This is a genomic window from Aeromonas sp. s3, from assembly GCF_040907805.1.
In the GTDB taxonomy this organism is placed as follows: Bacteria; Pseudomonadota; Gammaproteobacteria; order Enterobacterales; family Aeromonadaceae; genus Aeromonas; species Aeromonas dhakensis.
Genome location: NZ_JBFOCQ010000017.1, coordinates 14831 through 34500 on the forward strand (window position 1 = coordinate 14831; position 19670 = coordinate 34500).

Annotated in this window: 14 protein-coding genes and 2 pseudogenes; 9 read left to right on the plus strand and 7 right to left on the minus strand. The window is 61.6% G+C overall.

Features of this window, described 5'->3' with window-relative positions; translation table 11 throughout:
• Positions 1 to 36: 36 nt before the first annotated feature.
• On the minus strand, positions 37 to 504 hold the full coding sequence (locus AB5Y98_RS08865; protein ID WP_005302024.1) for a DUF4357 domain-containing protein: 468 nt from the start codon (positions 502 to 504) through the stop codon (positions 37 to 39).
• A gap of 175 nt (positions 505 to 679) precedes the next feature.
• On the opposite strand from AB5Y98_RS08865, the gene AB5Y98_RS08870 reads away from it, so the two are divergent.
• From AB5Y98_RS08870 to AB5Y98_RS08895, 6 genes and pseudogenes are all read left to right on the plus strand, one after another.
• Entirely contained in the window at positions 680 to 1360 is a 681-nt protein-coding gene (locus AB5Y98_RS08870; protein ID WP_368231763.1) for an ABC transporter ATP-binding protein, read from the plus strand.
• Positions 1361 to 1381: 21 nt separating this feature from the next.
• A complete protein-coding gene (locus AB5Y98_RS08875; RefSeq protein ID WP_368231818.1) occupies positions 1382 to 3829 on the plus strand; it encodes an ABC transporter permease in 2448 nt (815 codons plus the stop codon).
• A gap of 185 nt (positions 3830 to 4014) precedes the next feature.
• Positions 4015 to 5055, plus strand: coding sequence for a lipocalin-like domain-containing protein (locus AB5Y98_RS08880; protein WP_368231764.1), 1041 nt, complete (start codon positions 4015 to 4017; stop codon positions 5053 to 5055).
• A 145-nt stretch (positions 5056 to 5200) separates the two neighbouring features.
• A pseudogene (locus tag AB5Y98_RS08885) lies at positions 5201 to 5384 on the plus strand (IS630 family transposase); the annotation flags it as partial.
• A gap of 346 nt (positions 5385 to 5730) precedes the next feature.
• Positions 5731 to 7227 (plus strand): hypothetical protein, encoded by a 1497-nt coding sequence (locus AB5Y98_RS08890; protein ID WP_368231765.1) that lies wholly within the window; start codon positions 5731 to 5733, stop codon positions 7225 to 7227.
• Positions 7228 to 7385: 158 nt separating this feature from the next.
• A pseudogene (locus AB5Y98_RS08895) lies at positions 7386 to 8065 on the plus strand (lipocalin family protein); the annotation flags it as partial.
• A gap of 102 nt (positions 8066 to 8167) precedes the next feature.
• Here the strand turns inward: AB5Y98_RS08895 and AB5Y98_RS08900 are convergent.
• Positions 8168 to 9112, minus strand: coding sequence for a hypothetical protein (locus tag AB5Y98_RS08900; protein WP_368231819.1), 945 nt, complete (start codon positions 9110 to 9112; stop codon positions 8168 to 8170).
• A 469-nt stretch (positions 9113 to 9581) separates the two neighbouring features.
• Here AB5Y98_RS08900 and kwaA point away from each other — a divergent pair, with 469 nt between their 5' ends.
• Both kwaA and kwaB read left to right on the plus strand, forming a co-directional pair.
• Positions 9582 to 10169: an anti-phage protein KwaA gene (gene kwaA, locus AB5Y98_RS08905; RefSeq protein ID WP_368231766.1), complete on the plus strand. Its 588-nt coding sequence runs from the start codon at positions 9582 to 9584 to the stop codon at positions 10167 to 10169.
• A complete protein-coding gene (gene kwaB / locus AB5Y98_RS08910; RefSeq protein ID WP_368231767.1) occupies positions 10162 to 11121 on the plus strand; it encodes an anti-phage protein KwaB in 960 nt (319 codons plus the stop codon). The genes kwaA and kwaB overlap by 8 nt, the downstream gene beginning before the upstream one ends.
• Positions 11122 to 11233: 112 nt before the next feature.
• Here the strand turns inward: kwaB and AB5Y98_RS08915 are convergent, their stop codons facing one another.
• The 5 genes from AB5Y98_RS08915 to AB5Y98_RS08935 are packed head-to-tail and all read right to left on the minus strand — an operon-like array spanning position 11234 to position 18618.
• Positions 11234 to 14041, minus strand: a complete 2808-nt coding sequence (locus AB5Y98_RS08915; protein WP_368231768.1) for an FAD-binding and (Fe-S)-binding domain-containing protein — start codon at positions 14039 to 14041, stop codon at positions 11234 to 11236.
• Positions 14041 to 14685 (minus strand): lactate utilization protein C, encoded by a 645-nt coding sequence (locus AB5Y98_RS08920; RefSeq protein ID WP_368231769.1) that lies wholly within the window; start codon positions 14683 to 14685, stop codon positions 14041 to 14043. The genes AB5Y98_RS08915 and AB5Y98_RS08920 overlap by 1 nt, the downstream gene beginning before the upstream one ends.
• Position 14686: 1 nt before the next feature.
• On the minus strand, positions 14687 to 16123 hold the full coding sequence (locus AB5Y98_RS08925) for a LutB/LldF family L-lactate oxidation iron-sulfur protein (protein ID WP_368231770.1): 1437 nt from the start codon (positions 16121 to 16123) through the stop codon (positions 14687 to 14689).
• Positions 16116 to 16907 carry a (Fe-S)-binding protein gene (locus AB5Y98_RS08930; protein WP_368231820.1) on the minus strand — a complete coding sequence of 264 codons (792 nt, stop codon included), beginning with the start codon at positions 16905 to 16907 and terminating at the stop codon, positions 16116 to 16118. Before AB5Y98_RS08930 ends, AB5Y98_RS08925 begins: the two co-directional genes overlap by 8 nt.
• A gap of 13 nt (positions 16908 to 16920) precedes the next feature.
• Complete coding sequence (locus AB5Y98_RS08935; protein ID WP_368231821.1) at positions 16921 to 18618, minus strand: L-lactate permease; 1698 nt, start codon at positions 18616 to 18618, stop codon at positions 16921 to 16923.
• Positions 18619 to 18678: 60 nt separating this feature from the next.
• On the opposite strand from AB5Y98_RS08935, the gene AB5Y98_RS08940 reads away from it, so the two are divergent.
• Positions 18679 to 19656 carry a LysR family transcriptional regulator gene (locus tag AB5Y98_RS08940; RefSeq protein WP_368231771.1) on the plus strand — a complete coding sequence of 326 codons (978 nt, stop codon included), beginning with the start codon at positions 18679 to 18681 and terminating at the stop codon, positions 19654 to 19656.
• The last annotated feature ends 14 nt before the right edge of the window (positions 19657 to 19670 follow it).

Below are 19670 nucleotides of genomic sequence, written 5' to 3' on the forward strand. Positions count from 1 at the left end.
GAGATCAGGCGGCGCTCCTTGCCCCTGCCATCAGGGTTATTTCTTGCCAAACCCCGAGCGTTTGAGGGTGTAGCCGGCGCTGTTCTGCCAAGCATCCAGCCCGCTGCGGTTGTTGCCAGCCACCAGGCTCGCGGCCAGGCTCGGGCTGTTGAACAGCTGATCGGCGGTAAAGACGAAGCCCCCTTCGCTGCGCGGGGCCAGGATCCCCTTGCCCAGCAGCTCCTGGCGCAGTTCGATCACCGCCTCGCGCAGGGAAGCCGCATCCTCACCGTTGGCGGTGGAGCCCGCCAGCACCATGAAGCCGGGATTCTGCCGCTTGCCCACCGGATAACCGTGCGCCTCGGCCCCCTTGCCGTTGAAGTGGTAAAGCTCGCGCTCCCCCGGCTTGTTGTCGGAGAGCGCCTTTTGCAGGGTCATCAGCTCGTTGTAAATCTCGATGGGGACCACGGCAGCCTGCTTGGCGCCCTTGCTGTCGACGATAAAACTGACTTGCTTGTGTAACATCCTTGCGCATCCTGTGACCCATGGAGGCCCCTATTCTAACCACCACAGGCAAGCGGGATCCAGCCAGGATCCTCACCTCTTTTGCAGCCTTGATCACTAACTGGCATAGTGGCACTCATCCTGAGGCGAGCCGAGAGCACGTAATGAAAGCCATTGGCCATCAACCGGTTATCCCATGCTGAATCTGCGCAATCTCGGCAAGAGCTTCGATAACGGCAGCGAACGGCTGCCGCTGTTTCACCACCTTGATCTGACCCTGGCGGCCGGCGAGATCACCCTGCTGCTTGGGCAGAGCGGCTGCGGCAAGTCGACCCTGCTCAACCTCATCGCCGGCCTCCTCCCCCCGGATGAGGGGGAGATCTGGCTGGGGGAGACCCGCCTCGACAACCAGTCGGCGGACGAACGGGCCCGCCTGCGCGGCCGCCATTTCGGCATCGTCTATCAGGACTTCAACCTGCTGCCGACCCTGACCGTGGCCGAGAACCTCACCCTGCCCCTTGCCATCAACCAGCTTGCCCGCGATGAGACACGCATTGACGGCCTGCTGGCGCGCCTCGATCTTGCCCACAAGCGCCACGCCTGGCCGGAGCAGCTCTCCGGCGGCCAGCGTCAGCGAGTGGCGCTGGCCCGCGCCCTCATTCACCAACCCCAGTGGCTGCTCGCCGACGAGCCCACCGGCAGCCTCGATGAACACAACGCCGAGCAGGTGATGGCGCTGATGATGGCGGCGGTGCGGGGCAGCGGCGCCGGCCTCTTGCTGGTGAGCCACAACCCCGCCTATGGCGCCCTGGCGGATCGGGTGCTGCGCCTTGAAGGGGGCCAGCTGGTCGAGCTCAAGGGACGCCGCCATGACTGACGCCCACCACGGAGGGCCGTGATGTTGCCGCTGCCGCTCAAGGCGCTGCTGCGCCTCTATCGTGCCCACCCCTGGCTGCTGTTGATGAGCCTGGTCGGGCTCACCCTGGGGGTCTCTCTGGTGGTGGCCATCGAGCTCTTGAACCACAGCGCCCGCACCAACTTCGTCGCCGCCCGCAGCCAGCTGGCGGGGGAAGCGAACTACCGGCTGGCGCCGGACGGCGGGCTGGACGAGCAGCTCTATGTGACGCTGGTGCGCAGCCAGCCGAACCTTGACGCCATGCCCCAGCTGCACGGCTGGCTGCAGGATGAGCAGGGGCGCAGTTTTCAGCTGCTGGGGATGGATCTGTTCAACCCCGGCCCCCTGCGCCGGCTGTTTGGCGCTGCGCCGGACAATAAGCCCACCTTCTCCCTCACCCGCGCCGACAGCGTCTGGCTGGCCGCCCCCGAGGCCAAGCGCCTTGGCTGGCAAACGGGCCAGAGCCGCCGCTTCGTGCTGGGTGGCGGTGAAGGGGCGCCGCCCCGCCCGCTGACCCTCACCCTGGCCGGCACCTTCGAGCCCGGCGCCGTGCCCATGGAGCGGCTGCTGGTGACCGACATCGGCCTCGCCCAGCCGCTGCTAGGCAAGGAAGGACGGCTCGATCGCATCGTCTTCAAGCTCAGCGAGGGCGAGGCCAATACCTTGCAAAGAGCCTTGCAGGCGGCCCTGCAATCCTATGCCCCCCATCAGCCGCTCTGGCTTGAGCCCATCAGCCCGGCGCTCGATGCCAGCCAGCTCGGCGATGCACTGGCGCTGAACCTCACGGCGCTCTCCCTGCTCGCCATGGCGGTGGGATTGTTTTTGGTGTTCAACGCCCAGCGCTTCGTGCAGAGCGTGCGCCGCCCCCAGCTGGCCCAGCTCATCATCCTCGGCATGCCGCCGCGCCGGCTGCTGCGCTGGCTGACCCTGGAGATCCTGATCCTCGCCAGCATCGGCACCCTGCTCGGGCTGCTGCTGGGAAGCCTCCTGGCCCTCGCCTTGATGGGGCAGCTCACCCAGGCGCTGGCCGATCTCTATGGCCCCAACCCCATCGATCTGCTGCGCCTCTCCCCCGCCAGCCTTGGCAAGGCGCTGGTGATTGGCTTGGCTGGGACGCTCGCCGCCAACCTGCCCGGCTGGTGGCAGCTGCTGCGCCAATCCCCCCTTGAACTGCGAGAGGGCAACAGCCGCCCGCCGGCTCATCCCTGGCAACGTCGGGGGCTCGCCATCGCCATCTTGCTGCTCTGTGCGCTCTGTCTGTGGCGGCCAGAAACCGGGCTGGGCGGCGCCCTCTTCGTGGCCGGCGGCTGGCTGCTGGCCATGGCGCTCGCCCTGCCCGATGTGCTGCGCGCCGTGCTGGGCCGGCTGCGCCGACGCGAACGCGGCTCCCTCAGCGCCCGGCTCGGGGTGGCCGAAACCCTCTATCACCTGGATCGCACCGCCATCGCTGTGATGGCGCTGCAACTGGCCATCGCGGCGGCTATCGGCATCGGGGTCATGGTGTCGAGCTTTCGCTCGAGCGTGGAGATCTGGCTCGGCCAGCGCCTGGCCGCCGATCTCTACGTCACCGCTCCCAAGGGGGTGGCCGGCAACAAGGGCGCCCTGAGCGAGCAGACCCTCAACACCATACTCACCGCGCCGGACGTGCGCGCCGCCTCCCGCCGCTCGGTGCATCCGGCCCGCTGGCAGGGACAGCCCATCGAGTGGGCGCAGATGGACTTTATCCCCGAGCTCAAAGCCGCCTATCCGCTGCTGGCCGGACGCTGGCCCGCCACCCCCTACGAGGTGCTGGCGAGCGAACCGCTGACGGTGCGCCTCGGGGTCAAGGTGGGCCAGCGCCTCGAGGTGAGCGGCGAGCAGGGGCCACGCATCTTCACCGTCACCGGCGTCTATCAGGATTACGGCAGCGACAAGGGACAGATACTGCACGCCTTCGAGGGCGGGGCCGTGCAATCCCTCGCCCTCTTTAGCAACCAACCGGATCGCCTCGCCGACCGCCTGCGGGCGCAGTTTGGCGAGCGGGTGAACCTGTTGCCCGCCCCCGCCATCCACGCCGCCGCCCTCAGGGTGTTCGACCAGACCTTCGTGGTGACCGAGCTATTGAAGTTGCTCATTCTGGGGATCGCCTTCGTCGGCATCGGCTCGGCCTTTATGGTGCTGGGGCTGGCTCGGCGCGGCGAGTTGCAGACCCTGCAGAGTCTTGGCCTGAGCCCCCGCCACTGCCGCCGGCTGCTGGTGTGGCAGGGGGCGGGATTGGGGCTGCTCACCGCGCTGTTGGCCCTGCCGGTGGGCTATGGCCTTGCCTGGGTGCTGATCGAGGTGGTCAACCCCCGCGCCTTCGGCTGGCGGCTGGCCTTCGAGGCCGCCCCCCTGCACGCCGTCACGGCACTCCTGCTCGCCCCCGTCTGTGGCGCGCTCGCCTCCTGGTACGCCGCAAGGAGAGTGGTATGACATATCGGTTGGCGCTCTGGCTCAGCCATGGCTTGACGTTCCCATTGACCAGATCCCTGTCACCGCACTTGATTCAGCGCAGAGAAGCGCAGAGAGCTGCCGCGAACCATCCCCTCTCCCTTCGGGAGAGGGCCAGGGTGAGGGGAATCTTGTCCTCTTTACGGTCCCTGTGGCTTGCAGCCCTCTTGATCCCGCTTGTTGCCATAAGCGGCAACGCGCAGGCCAGCGATCTGGGGACCATCCTAGGTGGCGGCAACGATCACTTCAAAAAGGCCCTGCCGGGTCAGTCCATCAACCTGCCCGCGGATCACGGTGCCCACCCCGACTACCGCTCCGAGTGGTGGTATCTCACCGGCAACCTGAAAGACGATCAAGGGCGCGGCTACGGCATGCAGTGGACCCTGTTTCGCCAGGGTATCGAGCAAGCAATTAAGTCGGACAACCCCTGGCTCACTCCCCAGCTCTGGCTGGCCCAATTCGCCATCACGGATGTGAGCAAAGGCAGCCACCAGCAGGACGAGCGCACCAGCCGCCAGGGGCCGGGGCTCGCCGGTGCCAGCGACGGTCAGTATTGGCTCAAAGAGTGGGTGCTGGCCTCTCAAGGGGAAGCGCTCTTTCCCGCCACCCTCAAGGTGCAGAGCAAGGCGGGGGATCTTGATTTGCAGGTGAGTGCCGCCAAGCCGGCGGTGCTGCAGGGCAAACAGGGTTACAGCGAGAAGAGCCCGGGCAACGCCTCCTTCTACTACTCCTACCCGCGCCTGACCATCAGCGGCACCCTGACTCTGGATGGGGAGACCCGCAACGTCAGTGGTGAGGGCTGGTTTGATCACGAATGGAGCAGCTCGGTATTGGCCGAGTGGCAATCGGGCTGGGACTGGTTTTCGCTGCAATTTGAAGATGGCCGCGAGCTGATGCTGTTTCGCCTGCGCACCAAATCAGGACGCTCTGAGCCAGAAAACCGCTATGGCATCCTGATTGAACGGGACGGCAGCAGCCGGGTGCTGGATCCTGAGCATATCCACCTCACCCCCGGCAGGACCTGGCGCGGCCCCAAGGGGCAAGCCTACCCCATCGAATGGCAGCTTAAGGCCGGGGATCTCAACCTCCGTATTCAGGCTCGACAGCCTAATCAGGCCATGACGGGACGCTTTGACTACTGGGAGGGGGCGGTATCCGTCTCAGGAGACGCCAAGGGGGTCGGCTATCTGGAGATGACCGGCTACTGAGCGGGCGACGCTGCCGACCCTGCGCCAGGCTAAAAAACCGTTCCGAACTGTAGACCACTTGTCTGGGGAAGAAGGGTGCTCGGCGTCGTTTGTGCGATCAGATCAATTGCCAAACCAACCAAACGACAAACGAGCCGAACCCGACATGATGCTAACACTCCCCCAACCGAGCTGAGCGACGCCGGGTCATCTGTTTGATACACAGGGCCAAAGACAAGGAACACTGCCGGCGACTCAACGCTATCTTGCTACTAGCCGATGGGCACAGTATTTCGGCTGTTTCTCGACTCACCGCAGCAGCCCGTTCATCACTCTATCGCTTGGTGAACTGATACTCCCTATGCGGGCTGGAAGGCCTTGAAAATTAGGATCAGCTATTTAGTTTTCATTGGCGGTGAATTCGTGGAATTCGAATCACCCGTGCACCAAGGTTACGCAGTCACCCTTGATGAAATCCAAGGGGAACTCTATATTTCGCACATTGACTTACAAGGAAATCATTAACTTACGAGCACGGAGGGCTTTTTAGTAAGTCACAGAAAAGAAACTTGGATTGACTCATTTTTTGGCAAAAAAGACCATTTATGGAAATGAAATGGCCATATCAATCCTTCCTTGCCGATGCAATATCTCTACAACGCTCGGCAAAACATGGAAGAACGAGGAGGAAACCGAATGTCTTTTTCACCCGCTTTTTTAGGCCGGATCCATCGTCTGTACACAGGGTTGACGAATGTCGCCCATGCATCGAAACCGGCAGACGTGGCGTTCTTCATCACGCTGGCCTGCTTCATGGGCGTACTGCAGGGCTGTAATGGAAGCGACGGAAGTGACAACGCTCCGACTGCGCGACTGACGGCAATGGAATCGCCTAACGTGCCCGGCCGAATGGAACTCGATGGAACTCTTTCCGTTGCAAGCGGTGAGAGAAAACTGGTTTCTCACACCTACACGGTAAAAAACCTGGATACGGACGAAACCGTCTATGGGCCGGTTACCATTCAGGACGGGCTGGACCGGGGGCCGCTCAAAACCCATCCCTACGCCGATACCGCCTCAACCAACGGCGTCAAGGACGTTTCGGGAAACTACCAGGCGACGCTCACCGTCACGGATGATGCGGGCCAGACGCACACCGCAATGAAAAATTTCGCCCTGGGCGGAACGGTTGCGTACGCTATCGACACCTGTGATGCAACCTGTTCCATGGCATCCGGCAATTCAAACCAGGTGATGTGCACCCTGAACACCAGCTGCAATCAAGCGGTTTTCTGGACCAACATCGTCACCCAGGCGAGCGCCCTCAACAGCGCCGTAGACGAGAATACGACCCTGTGGATACAGGCTATCGGTGCCGCGGGAGGTAACGGCACGAACAATTCATTTGGCGGAGGGTCGGGAGCCGGCGGCAAAGGAGGCTTTGCCCAGATGGTCACCACCGGCACCGAGTATGCAAATATTTTCGGAAACGCCATTTTCTACTACTACTTGGGGCAAGCGGGAAGTCACGATAGCAGCGGAGGATCCGGAGGCGCTGCCACGATCGTGACGAGCGTTGAGCCGGACGGCTCCCTGCCACAAAGCGAGATTGTTCTGATCGCCGGCGGTGGCGGCGGTGGCGGCGAGGGTAGCTCTATCTTCAGCGGTTCCATGCAAGGCGGCGGTGGTGGCAACGGCGGCTTCGCGTATTCAAACCAGGTTGGCAAGTCGGCAACCGGCGTAGGCACAGACTCGTTTTTTGATGGTTTGAATAATTCAGTGAACGGTCTGGGCGGTGGCAGAACCGGTTGCACGGAAGGTGTGGCCTGTGGCGGCGGCGGTTATCACGCTGGATATCAGGGTTTCGGCGGCGCGTCGGGAGGGTCGGGCTCTGAAGGTTCAAAGGGCTGGATCAATGGTGGACCCGATCTGGCGGTCAATGCCGGGAAAGGTGGTGAGGGCGGTAACCCGGCCAGCTGCGGCGGTGGCGGCGGTGGCGGTGGCTACGGCGGCGGCGGCAGTGGAACCATAGATGGCATGTACTCTAAGGACGCTTACCGATGCTACGGGGGGGGTGGAGGCGGCAGTTATGCGATGCCTTCAACCACGGCGGACAGCAACGCCCCGACTTCCTATGCCGGAAATTCCGGAAACGGTGAAGTCCTTTTCATCTTCAACACCGATCCCTCATAGAACGAGCCTGATACGTGCGGGGAAGCTCCCTCTCGGATGAGAGGGAGCTTCCCCTACCCTTTCCCTTTGTCAAACGCGCGACAGTTCTTCCGGTTTCGAACGCATCACATCATGCCCGGCATTGCTCTCTTCCATTTCTCCACCCAGTTTTCCCACAAAGCGGCGGCCAGTATTGGCGCAAGGAGTGGGTGCTGGCCTCTCAAAGGGAGTCGCTTTTTCCTGCCACCCTCAAGGTGCAGAGCAAGGCAGGGGATCTTGATTTGCAGGTGAGCGCCGCCAAGCCGGTGGTGCTGCAGGGCAAACAGGGCTACAGCGAGAAGAGCCCGGGCAACGCCTCCTTCTACTACTCCTACCCGCGCCTGACCATCAGCGGCACCCTGACCCTGGATGGCGAGACCCGCCACGTCAGCGGTGAGGGCTGGTTTGATCACGAGTGGAGCAGCTCGGTATTGGCCCAGTGGCAATCGGGCTGGGACTGGTTTTCGCTCCAATTTGACGATGGCCGCGAGTTGATGCTGTTTCGCCTGCGCACCAAGGCAGGGCGCGCCATTCCGAAAACAAGCCGGAGAACCGCTACGGCATCCTGATTGAACGGGACGGCAGCAGCCGGGTGCTGGATCCTGAGCAGATCCGCCTCACCCCCGGCAAGACCTGGCGCGGCCCCAAGGGGCAAGCCTACCCCATCGAGTGGCAGCTGGCAGCCGCCGATTTGAATCTCGTCATTAAGGCGCGCCAGCCCAATCAGGCCATGACGGGGCGCTTTGACTACTGGGAGGGTGCGGTATCCGTCTCGGGAGATGCCAAGGGGGTCGGCTATCTGGAGATGACCGGCTACTGAGCCCTGCCCCCTGCTTACCCTCTGGCGGCAGCCCCCCACCATCAAAAACCCCGGCCAGGCCGGGGTAACAACGCAGTGCTGTGACGGGATATCAAGACGGGGTCAGGGCTGCTTGTCGCCCACCATCATCAGACCATGCTGTTCGGGGAAGCCCACCACCAGGGTCGTCTTGCGGGTATCCGGCATCTCGAATGCGGTGACGTAGGCAGTTGCCCCCTCTTTGGCCTTGGCCAGGCCCAGCATCCACTTGTTCTCAAGCGGGCTGAGATCGCTTGATGCCTTGAAGCTGCACTTGCCAAACCCGCTCAGGTTAAGCTTGCTGAGCCCCTTGCCAGGCTCTACATTGCCCTTGCCGGTCAGGGTACAGCCCGCCTTGGGAAATTCGATCTCCAGGGTCAGGGAGCCGCCGTTGTTGGTGCTGCGGATCAGCCCCACCATGGCATCGCCAAAACCCGCGTCCTCTGCCACCCGCCAGCTGTCGCTGGTGATCGTCCGGGTGGCGAGCTTGTTCACAGCCAGGTGGCCGCTCCAGTCGCGATAAAGGGCGGTGCTCTGATCCGGATCCCGGAACTGGGTACCGGTACGGCTGAAGTCAAAGGTCCAGCGCTTGACCTCCTTGCCAGCCAGATCGGTTACCGCTTTGTCTTGAAAACTGATGAGGTTGTGGTCGTTGCTCTGGGCATCGAGCCGTTTGCCCCGCACCGAGGTGCGCTCCAGCAGCACCGGGTAGATACCATCCTTGTTCTCTTTCTGGGCAGCCTGTCCCATCCACTGCGAAGAGGTAACCGACTTGCCGTCGTTCTCGACCCAGACGCCCCAGCGCTGCTCGCCATCCCCCTTGGGATAGACCAGCGCCAATCCCTCCACTCCCTTGATCATCTTGAGCGGCCCCTGATCGCCATCGCGGCTGAGCAGGTTCGCCTCATAGACGCCGGCATCGGGCAACGGCAGCGGCGCGCGCTTGGCGATGCTGTTGGCCGCCTTCTCGCTGTCGCAGGCGGACAGGGCGGCGGTGCAGGCGATGGCCAGCACGGCTTTGTGGTGCATTCTCATGACTCTTGTTCCTTGCAATTGCTTTGTTATGTGAGGTGCATTCAATCGCCGCTGAATTTACTGGAGGAAGGGTCCGCCGGTCGACGCAAGATCTGTAACCAGCTGTTACAAGGCATTGATGAACAAGAGATAACACATGACTTGGTTGACCGGGCAGTGCAGCAACACTCCCCCGTTTCTCTCGACCGTTCCACGTCAAAATCTGACCGCCATCAAGATTTCATTCAAATCCCACGGATCAGCTGTTTTTTTACTCAACAAGACTGGTCAGCGTTTGCTAGGCTACTCATCCGGCCCTTAGAGCCCCAAAGGCAGCCAAGATATAGCGGTGGTTTACATCTCTTCAATCCGCTTAGAAACAACTCGTTGTGAGCTGAAAATTGTACGGCAGCAATCCAATTTGATGGCAAATTTATTATTAAAGATAGTGGCATTATGTTAAGGAATAAGTTAGAGGCTGGATATGAATACTAAGGAGAAGATAAAGCTTTACATTCTTTCACTTATGTTCCTATTTGTTATGGTGATTTTTTTATCAATTGATATAAAGCCTCCATCTTCAGATAGTGAAGTTAGATATAACATTGCTATATATTATATATTGTCTAATTGGCTTCCTATATTGATGTTTTTCTCCATCATATATTGTGAATTTATAAGACGTGAATTTGACTTTGAACTTAATGGCAGTGCTAGTGACAGTTTATTGGTCATTGATTGCAAAAGTGAAAATTATGAGCATTTAAGCTTCTTGGCCACATATATTGTTCCATTTGCAGGGCTCAACTTTGATTCCCCACTTAAGCTGCTTGCTTATTTATTCTTGTTAGTTGTGATCGGTATAATCTTTGTTAGGACTGATAAGTATTATACAAACCCCACACTCTCTATTTATGGATACAAGTTATACAGGGCCACCTTGGCCGATCATGTAAGCCATTACCATTCTGTAATCGTAATAACAAAACATGATTTAAAAAAAGGGCAAAACATTGCCTATAAATTTATCTCAGAAGATGTATGCTTTGCTAGGAAAATAAATAATGACTAGAGACAGCATTAAAGTTGACATGAAGAAAATTCTGGACACATGTACAGGGATTAAAGTTTTCTTTATTGATGATGATAATAACGAACTATATGATTCAGATATTGAAAGTGAGGGATTGGATGAATTTATGATTGGCTTTGTCAATGATCTGAAAAACAGATTCACTGACAACGAGAAACTTTCAATTCCAAACCTATCTAATGCCGATGATCGAAAAAATGCGCTTTATTATTTTGATTTCGATCAGAGAATTCATGAGTTCAATTATTTAGACAAAGTTAACGACATGCAAGCCAATAAAATCATTGGCAAATATCAAGTTAAAAGCAAAGGTCTGTCAAGTATTAAAGCTGTCGTCATAAGACTGAAAGGTAATGATGGGGACGTAATCTCATTTTATCAGTACATACATAGAACAGCTCTATGGACTTCGGGGAAAGGTGTATTCTTTACAACCCATAAAACCCGAGTTGTAAAAATGACAGATGATGTTTTGAGACTAAACAACAATTTTATCTTTGCTAAAATAGGGCAAAGCTATTTAATAAACAACATTAATGCATTTGAGAAAGAGCTAGGGTTTGACAAAATAATACATGCTAAGGCAGAGCAATACTGTTCAAGCATTGAATCACGTGGCCTTGTCAATAATCTAGAAAAGTTTAATAAACGGCTAAGTAATGAGACTCACTTTGCAAGAAAGTTTGTCAAGGTTTTCAAAAACTCAGCTGTTATAGAGCAAGAGTTATCTAACGAAGAAATCATCTCATTCGCTATGAGTAAACCTTTCTATGAAAATAAGCTCAAGCTAACAGAAGATGGGAATCAGTTTGACTTAAATAGCATACAGCGCTGCTCTTATTTTCTGCAGTTATTAGATGATGAGTTTTTGAAGTCAGAATTAACAGGCATGAATTATATTGCCAGAGCAAAAGATAGAGCGGGCTCTTAGTTCTGATGAACTCAGCATTGATGTGCAACCTCCATATAAAAAGTTGCCTTTCACAACTTTTTTAGTCTTAAAGTAAGCCCCCTGGCAGAATATATTCTGCCGGGGGGATTATTTATCTCGCCGCCTGATCAACCAGATAGAGGATGCTGTGATAGGGAATGCCGGCATGCTGGCTGAGCCCCATCTCGCAGGTGCGGCTGTTGCTGAAACCCTGACGGCAATCTCTGGGTACCTGGGCGGGCAGGCTGGCAAGCGCGGCGGCGTTGAGCTCCGGGGTCATCAGCCCCTTGTCGCCGGCAAAGCCGCAGCACTGGATATGCTCTGGGATTATCACCTCCCGGGCGCAGGCGCGGGCCAGCGCCAGCATCTTCTCCCCCAACCCCATGCGCCGGCTGCTGCAGGTGATATGGAGCATCACAGTCTCATCGATGGGGGTCAGCTCAAGGTGGGGCAGCAGGTGTTCCAGCACAAAGGCGGAGGGCTCGAACACCCGCAGGCCCTTGCCGAGCGCCCCCGAGAGCAGTCGCTGTACGCAGGGGCTGGTGTCGAGCAGCACGGGCCAGCGCCCCTGCTCGCTTGCCTGCCACAGCGCCGCCGCCAGCTCAGTACGCTTGGCTTCCGCTACCTCACTCAACCCCTTGCTGTCATAGGGCATGCCGCAGCAGAGCCCCTCGATGCCTTGCGGCACTATGACCCGGCAGCCCGCCTTCTTGAGCAGGGATTGCACCACCTGTGGCAGTGATGGGGCATCCTCCTGCTGGCCGAATACCCGGCTGGCGCACGACGGCAGATAGACCACAGCGCGATCCCCTCTAATGTCCTCGCCTGATCCGCCATGGCTCCCCTCCCCTGGCGGCCAGTGATAGCGGCTTGGCCCCGGCAGGGTGGGCAGCCAGGCGGGTGTGCGCTGGCCGCTCAGATGGCGAACCCCGTTCACCAGACCTGCCAGCGCCTTGTCTCCCAGCAGCTTGCCAGCAATCCCTTTGAGGCCGAGGGCCCCACGGGCCGTGCGGGTGACCCCGGCGAAGTGATCGGCGCTCCAGCGGGCGATGGGCACGAAGCGCCGGTACTTGTCAGTGCGCAACTTCTTGATCAGGCTGCCGGTGTTGATACCGACCGGGCAGCGATCGGCACAGAGCCCGGTCGCTGCGCAGGTGTCGATGCCCTGATAGTCAAACAGCCGGGCCAGCTCGCGGGAGGGCTCATCGGCACGATTGCGGCGGGCCAGTTCGCGATAGAGCACGATGCGCTGGCGCGGCGAGAGCGACAGGGTGCGCGAGGGGCAGACCGCCTCGCAAAAGCCGCACTCGATGCACGGATCCACGATGGCATCGCTCGCCGGCATGGGCTTGAGATGGGCCAGGTGGGCGTTGGGGTCGTCGTTGATGATGACGCCGGGATTGAGCAGGCCATCGGGGTCCAGCAGCGCCTTGATGCGACGCATCAGCGCCATCCCCTCCGGCCCCCATTCCAGCTCCACATAGGGGGCCATGTTGCGGCCGGTACCGTGCTCGGCCTTGAGGGACCCGCCAAAGCGCACGGCGACGAGTTCCGCCACCGCATCCATAAAGGCGCCGTAGCGGGCCACCTGCGCCGGATCATCGAACCCCTGGGTAAAAACGAAGTGCAGGTTCCCCTCCAGGGCATGGCCAAAGATGATGGCCTCGTGATACTCAAACTCGTCGAACAGTTGCTGCAGCCCCGCCACCCCCTCCGCCAGACGCTCGATGGGAAAGGCGACATCCTCGATGATGACGGTGGTGCCTGTGGTGCGCACCGCCCCCACCGCCGGGAAGAGCCCCTTGCGAATGGCCCAGAGCCCGGCGCTGTCGCTGGTAAAGGGCACAGAGGCGACCTGGGCGAACTCGGCAGCCATGGCCGTCACCTGCTCGCAGCGATCCACCAGCTCCTCCTTCGATTCCCCATGCACCTCGATCAGCAGGGCGCAGGCGGTTAAGTCCAGCGTCTTGATAAAGTCCGGCAGACCGGGCTTGCCCGCCACCGAGCGAAGGGAGCGCCCATCCATCAGCTCCACCGCCGCCACTGGCGCGCTTTTCAGGCGCGAGGTGGCCAGACAGGCCTGCTCGGCGTCCCGGAACACCAGCAGGGCCGAGGCCTTGTGGGGGTATTCGGGCACGGTATCGAGCACCACCTCGGCGATAAAGCCGAGGGTCCCCTCCGAGCCGATCATCAGGTGGGTGAGGATATCGACGGGGTCCTCATGGTCGAGCAGGGCATTGATGGCGTAGCCGGTGGTGTTCTTGAGCCGGTACTTGTGGCGAATTTTGGCGGCAAGCTCGGCGTTCGCCAGCACCTCGGCGCGCAGGGCGGCGAGCCCCGTGAGCAGCTCCGGGCGCCTGGCCGCAAAGGCGGCGCGGCTGTGGGGATCGCTGCTGTCCAGCACGGTGCCATCGGCCAGCAGCAGGATCATGGCGTGCAAGGTGTGATAGCTGTTGTGGGCGGTGCCGCAGCACATGCCGCTCGCGTTGTTGGCGGCGATGCCGCCGAGCTTGCAGGCGTTGATGGAGGCGGGATCCGGCCCAATCTTGCGCCCCAGGGACGCCAGATAGCGGTTGGCATCGGCGCCGATCACCCCGGGTTGCAGGGCAATGCGGGCGCCATCGTCCAGAATGCGGTGGCCGCGCCAGCTGTCGGTCAGGATGATGAGTACCGAATCGCTCAGAGCCTGGCCCGAGAGGCTGGTGCCGGCGGCGCGAAAGGTGCACGGCAGGTTCAATTCGCGGCACACTCCGAGCACGAAGCGCACCTCCTCGAGGGAGTCGAGGCGCACGATGCGCTCGGGCACCAGCCGGTAGAAGCTCGCGTCCGTGCCGTGGGCCAGCCGAAGATCCGGATCGCTCACCAGCCGCTCCGGTGGAATACGCGCGAGCACGGCAGCGTCAAATTCATTCCAGCCCATCAGCAATCCTCCACCAGCACTACCAAGAGGCGACTCGGGCCGTGGGCACCGTAGGCCAGGGTCTGCTGGATGTCGGCGGTCTTGGAGGGGCCGGAGACCAGCAACAGATTGGTGGGCATGGCCTGCTGCCAGCGCCCGGCCGCCACCAGCCCCGCCAGGTTGTCGGCGATGGTGGAGGCCGCCAGCAGGGCGATATGGCAGGGGGGCACAAGCGAAATGGTGCGCGGCTCGCCGCCATCCGGCAGCAACACCAGCGTCCCGGTATCGGCGATGGCCCCCGCGCAGTGGGTGATGCCGGCCTGACAGACGTCGAACAGATCGTCCTTCCAGCCGGCGAACTCCCCCGTCGGGGCCAGCACAGAGCGCCCGGCGCAGGCGGCCGCGACGTCGGCCTGCCAGCGGCCGCCCTGACCACAGGCCAGATGCGTTATTGCTTCCCCATCCAGCCAGGCGCTCAGATCCCGGGCAAGGTTTGCCTCCTTGACGGTGAGGATCTCGGCGTGGCTGGCGGTGATCATGCCAAGAAAGCGCTCGCGCCGCGCGTTGTCATCTACCCCGCGCCAGGGCTGCCAGCCATGGGGGGCGTGGGCCATGGGGGTGGCGGCGCCGCGCAGGCGGCTTAATATGGCCTCTTTGCTCGACATCTCAGGACTCCTTTTTCTTCTGGCGCAGCAGGGCGTGCAGGCTCTGGGGGGCGGGTTTGGGGGCCTCGCGGCACTGGGTCCAGGGGCCCAGGTGTTTAGGCATCAAGCCCCGCAGACGACCGGCGACACCGGTTGCGGCGTGATAGAGGCGCGGATGGGTGGCGGCGAAGGCAAAGCCCTGCATGGCGAGGGTTTCGAGCCGGCTCCTGGCCGCCCCCTGCCCCGCCAGCGGCTCGTGGCCAGGCAGGGCGTCGTGCTTGGCCTCCCGGCGCAGGCGCTGCAACAGGTCAGGAATGGGAATGCGCACCGGGCACACCTCGCCACAGGCACCGCACAGGCTGGAGGCAGTCACCAGATCCTGGGTGCTGTCGAGCCCCAGCAGATGGGGGGAGATGATCTTGCCGATGGGGCCTGGGTAGATGGTGCCGTAGGCGTGGCCGCCGATGCGGGTGTAGACCGGACAGTGGTTCATGCAGGCGCCGCAGCGGATGCACTGCAGGGTCTTGCGCAGCTCTTCGTCCCGGTAAGCCTGGCTGCGGCCATTGTCGAGCAGCACCAGGTGCACCTCGTCCGGGCCATCCAGCTCCCCTGCCCGGCGCGGGCCGCTGATGACGTTGAAATAGGTGGTGATGGCCTGGCCGGTGGCCGAGCGGGTCAGGGCACTGTAAAGCGGCGGCACGTCGGAGAGGAACTCCACCACCTTCTCGATGCCGGTGATGGCCACGTGGACTTTCGGCATAGTGGTGCACATGCGCCCGTTGCCCTCGTTCTCGACGAGGCACAGGCTGCCGGTCTCCGCCACCGCGAAGTTGACGCCGGAGAGCCCCATGCCGGCGCGGCGAAACTCTTCGCGCAGGGCCCGCCGCCCGGTCTGGATCAGGGCGTCCACATCGGTGGTGGGGGTAAAGCCTTCGAGGTTATGGGCGAAGGTGTCACTCACCTCCTGCTTGTTCTTGTGGATGGCGGGCATGATGATGTGGGACGGGGTATCGCCGTCGAGCTGGACGATAAACTCCCCCATATCGCTCTCAAGGCAGCGGATGCCGTGGCGCGCCATCTCGTGATTGAAACCCACCTCCTCGCTCACCATGGACTTGCCCTTGACGATGCTGCTCACCCCGTGCTTTTGGGCGATGCGAAGGATGATGGCGTTGGCCTCATCCGGCGTCTGGGCCCAGTGCACCTTGATGCCGTTGCGCTCGCAGTTGGCCTCGAGCTGCACCAGGAGTTCCGGCAGGCGCGAGAGGCAGCGCTGGCGAATTTGCTCCGCCGCATCGCGCACCGCCGCTTCTTCCTGCGGATCGGCGAAGGCGTCCCGCCGCTTGCCGCGCAGGTAATCCATGGCGCCGCGAAAGTTCTGGCGCAGCACGGGGTCGGCCAGGGCCGCCTCGGCCTGGGGATGGAAGCGGCGCGGCGAATACTTGGCGTGCTCACTCATGATGGGCCCCCTGTTTTTGCGCTTGTAAGCCCTGAGCCACCGGCTCGCTATGGGCGAGCAGGAAGCTGGCCAGATGGGTGGCGGGGAGCGTCTTGCCCTGATAGGCCAGGGAGCCCTTGATGTTCAAGAGGCACCCCCAGTCGGCGCTCACCAGGGTGTCGGCGCCGGTGGCAAGCAGGTGGCGGGTCTTGTCTTCGACCATGGCCTGGCTGATGTGGGGATGGCGCACCGAGAAGGTGCCGCCAAAGCCGCAGCACTCGCTCTCGTAGGCCTGCTCGTGCAAAGTAACCCCATCGAGTTGCCCCAGCAGGCTGCGAGCCGTGGTGTGCACCAGCATCTCGCGCCGGGCCGAGCAGGAGGTGTGCATGACGATGCTCGCCTCCCCCACCCCGTGCCAGCGCACCCGGCAGACCCGGGCCAGAAACTCGGTGAGCTCGAACACCCGATCGCAAAAATCGGCCACCTCGGGGCTCTCGGGGAAGAGGCGGCGGTAGTGGTGGTGCATCATACCCCCGCAGGAGCCCGACAGCACCACCACCGGCCAGGGCTCGGGGAAGAGCGCCATCTGGCTTTGCGCCACCTTGCGCGCCTCCTCCTCATGACCCGAGGTGTAGGCCGGCTGCCCGCAGCAGGTCTGTTTCTCGACAAAGTGCACCCTTATCCCTTCCCGCTCGATCAGGGCGATGGCATCGAGCCCCGCCACCGGGTCGAACAGGTCCACCAGACAGGTGGCGTAGAGATAGACATCGGCCGGCTTGGCCGGGTAGACCCGCATTACCTTCATCACTTGCTCTCCTTTACTTCAACTGCAGCAGTGCATCCGAGACGTGGAAGCTGTACATGAGCGCCAACCCGATAAGGCCGGTGGCCAGCAGGTAGTAGAGGGTCGGCAGCGCCGTCTTGCGCAGCGTCGCCCCCTCGCGGCCCAAGAGCCCCACTGTGGCCGAGGCCGCCACCACGTTGTGGATGGCGATCATGTTGCCGGCCGCTGCGCCCACGGCCTGCAGCGCCAGCATGGCGGCGGTGGAGACCCCCAGGGTCTGGGCCACCTCGAACTGGAACTGGCTGAACATCATGTTCGACACCGTGTTGGAGCCGGCGATAAAGGCCCCCAGCGCGCCTATGGTGGCGCTCATGGCCGGGAAGAACTCCCCCACCAGCCCGGCGGCAAAATTGGCCGTGGTCACCGGCATGCTGGCGAGATCCGCCCCGTTGACGCCGGAGTTGATGAAGATGCGCACCATGGGCACGGTGAAGATCAGCACGAAGCCGGCGCCGATCAGGGTGCGGCTCGACTCGCTCACGGCGCGGCCGAGGGGCGCCAGGGCACGGGCCTGAATGAGGGTGGCGAGCAGGGCGCAGAACACCAGCAGGCCCCCCGGCAGGTAGAGCGGCTCAATGGAGGCGCTGACCCCCTTCTCACCCAGCAGATCGGTGAAGGCGAGGCTCACCGACAACAGGCTTGCCTTGAACTCCGGGCTCACCCGGCTCGCCACCAGCAAGAGGGCCAGCGCCACATAGGGGAGCCAGGCCAGCAACAGGGACATGGGGCGGCCGGCGGCCTCTTTGAGATCGAGCTTGAGGGATCCCAGCCACTCGGCGGGCCACTCGCTCTCGGGGGCGAAGTCCCAGCTGTTTTTTGGCACCAGGAAACCGCGGCGCGCCGCCGTTACCACCAGGGCCAGCCCCACCAGACCGCCGATAAGGGACGGGAACTCGGGGCCGAGCAGCATGCCGGTCAGGGCATAGGGCACGGTGAAGGCGAGCCCGGCGAATATCGCGAACGGCAGGATGGAGAGCCCCTCGGTCCAGCTGCGGTTGCGGCCGAAGAAGCGGGTCAGCATCATCACCATCAGCACCGGCATCAGGGTGCCGACGGTGGCGTGAATGAGGGCCACGTTGGTGGTCACCTGCTGCAGGTAGATGTCCCAGCTGCTGCCGCCGGCACTCAGGGTGTGGCCGATGGCCTGGTTATCCAGCCCCTTGTTGATGCCCACCAGGATGGGGGTGCCCACCGCGCCGAACGACACCGGGGTGGACTGGATCATCATGCCAAGCAGCACGGCGGCGAGCGCCGGAAAGCCGATGGCCACCAGCAGGGGGGCGGCGATGGCCGCCGGGGTGCCAAACCCTGAGGCTCCCTCGATAAAGGCACCGAAGCACCAGGCGATGATGATGGCCTGGATGCGCCGATCCGGCGAGATGTTGGTAAAGCCACCGCGAATGGCGCTGATGGCGCCGGTGTGCTTGAGGGTGTTGAGCATCAGGATGGCGCCGAACACGATCCAGAGCACGGTCACCGTGATGATGAGCCCCTGCAGGCTGGAGGCGAGCACCCGGGTCGGGCTCATCTGCCAGCCCCACAGGGCGATGAATACGGTCAGGATAAAGGCGATGGGCATGGCGCGCTTGGCGGGCCAGTTGAGGCCGACCAGCAGCACGGCGGCCACCACGATCGGCGAGAAGGCCACCAGGGCCAACAGGGTGTCTGTCATCATTGCGTCCTTGTCCGAGCGGTGCAGAGGCGCACCTTGTTGTTGTTTTGTTAAGCGGACGTGACCTTACCCTGTTCTTTTTTCGCGATATATGGAAATAATGAACAACATTCGTTCCAAAAATCGATAAATATGGCCAGTACCGACGACCTCATTCTCTTCGCCCAGGTGGTGGAGGCCGGCTCCTTCAGCAAGGTGGCCGAGCAAAATTCCCTGACAAATTCAGTGGTTAGCAAACGGATCGGGCGTCTGGAGGAGGAGCTCGGGGTGCAGCTGCTCTATCGCACCACCCGCCGGCTCACCCTGAGTGAGGCGGGCAAGGAGCTCTATCAGGGTGCCAAAAATGTGAAGGCCGCCGCACTGGACGCCTTCGATGCGGTGGCAGGATTCGGTGAAAAGGTGAGCGGCCATGTGCGGATGTCGGTGCCCACCATCTCCGGCGAGCTGCTGCTGGCCGACGCCGTGGCCGACTTTTGCCAGCAGCACCCCGGGCTCACGGTGGAGATGTCGCTGGACAACCGCTTCGTCAATCTGGTGGAAGAGGGGTTCGATCTGGTCATTCGTACCGGCTATCTGGATGACTCGAGCCTGATTGCCCGCCACATCCTCGACTCCCAGTGGGTGATCTGCGCCGCGCCCGCCTACGTGCGCCGCTTCGGGGCGCCGCGCGAGCCGTCGGACTTGCTCACCCACAACTGCCTGCGCTACGCCTATCAGAGCACGGGGGCCTCGGAGTGGGCCTTCAAGGGGGAAGAGGGCAACTATCTGCTGTCGGTGTCGGGGAGCTTTTCAACCGACAACGCCGGTGCCCTGCGCAAGGCGGCGCTGGGGGGGCGCGGCATCGTCTATGTGCCGCGCTGTCTGGTCTATCACGACCTGATGCAGGGGGATCTGGTGGACTTGTTTCCCGACCGGGTGGGCAAGAAGCTCGGCATCTACGCCGTCTACCCCTTCACCCGCCAGCCGCCGCGCAAGATCCGGCTGCTTATCGAGCACATCCGCCAGCGCTACCTCGATATCGCCCACTACTTCGGCTAGCGAGGATGGCGGTC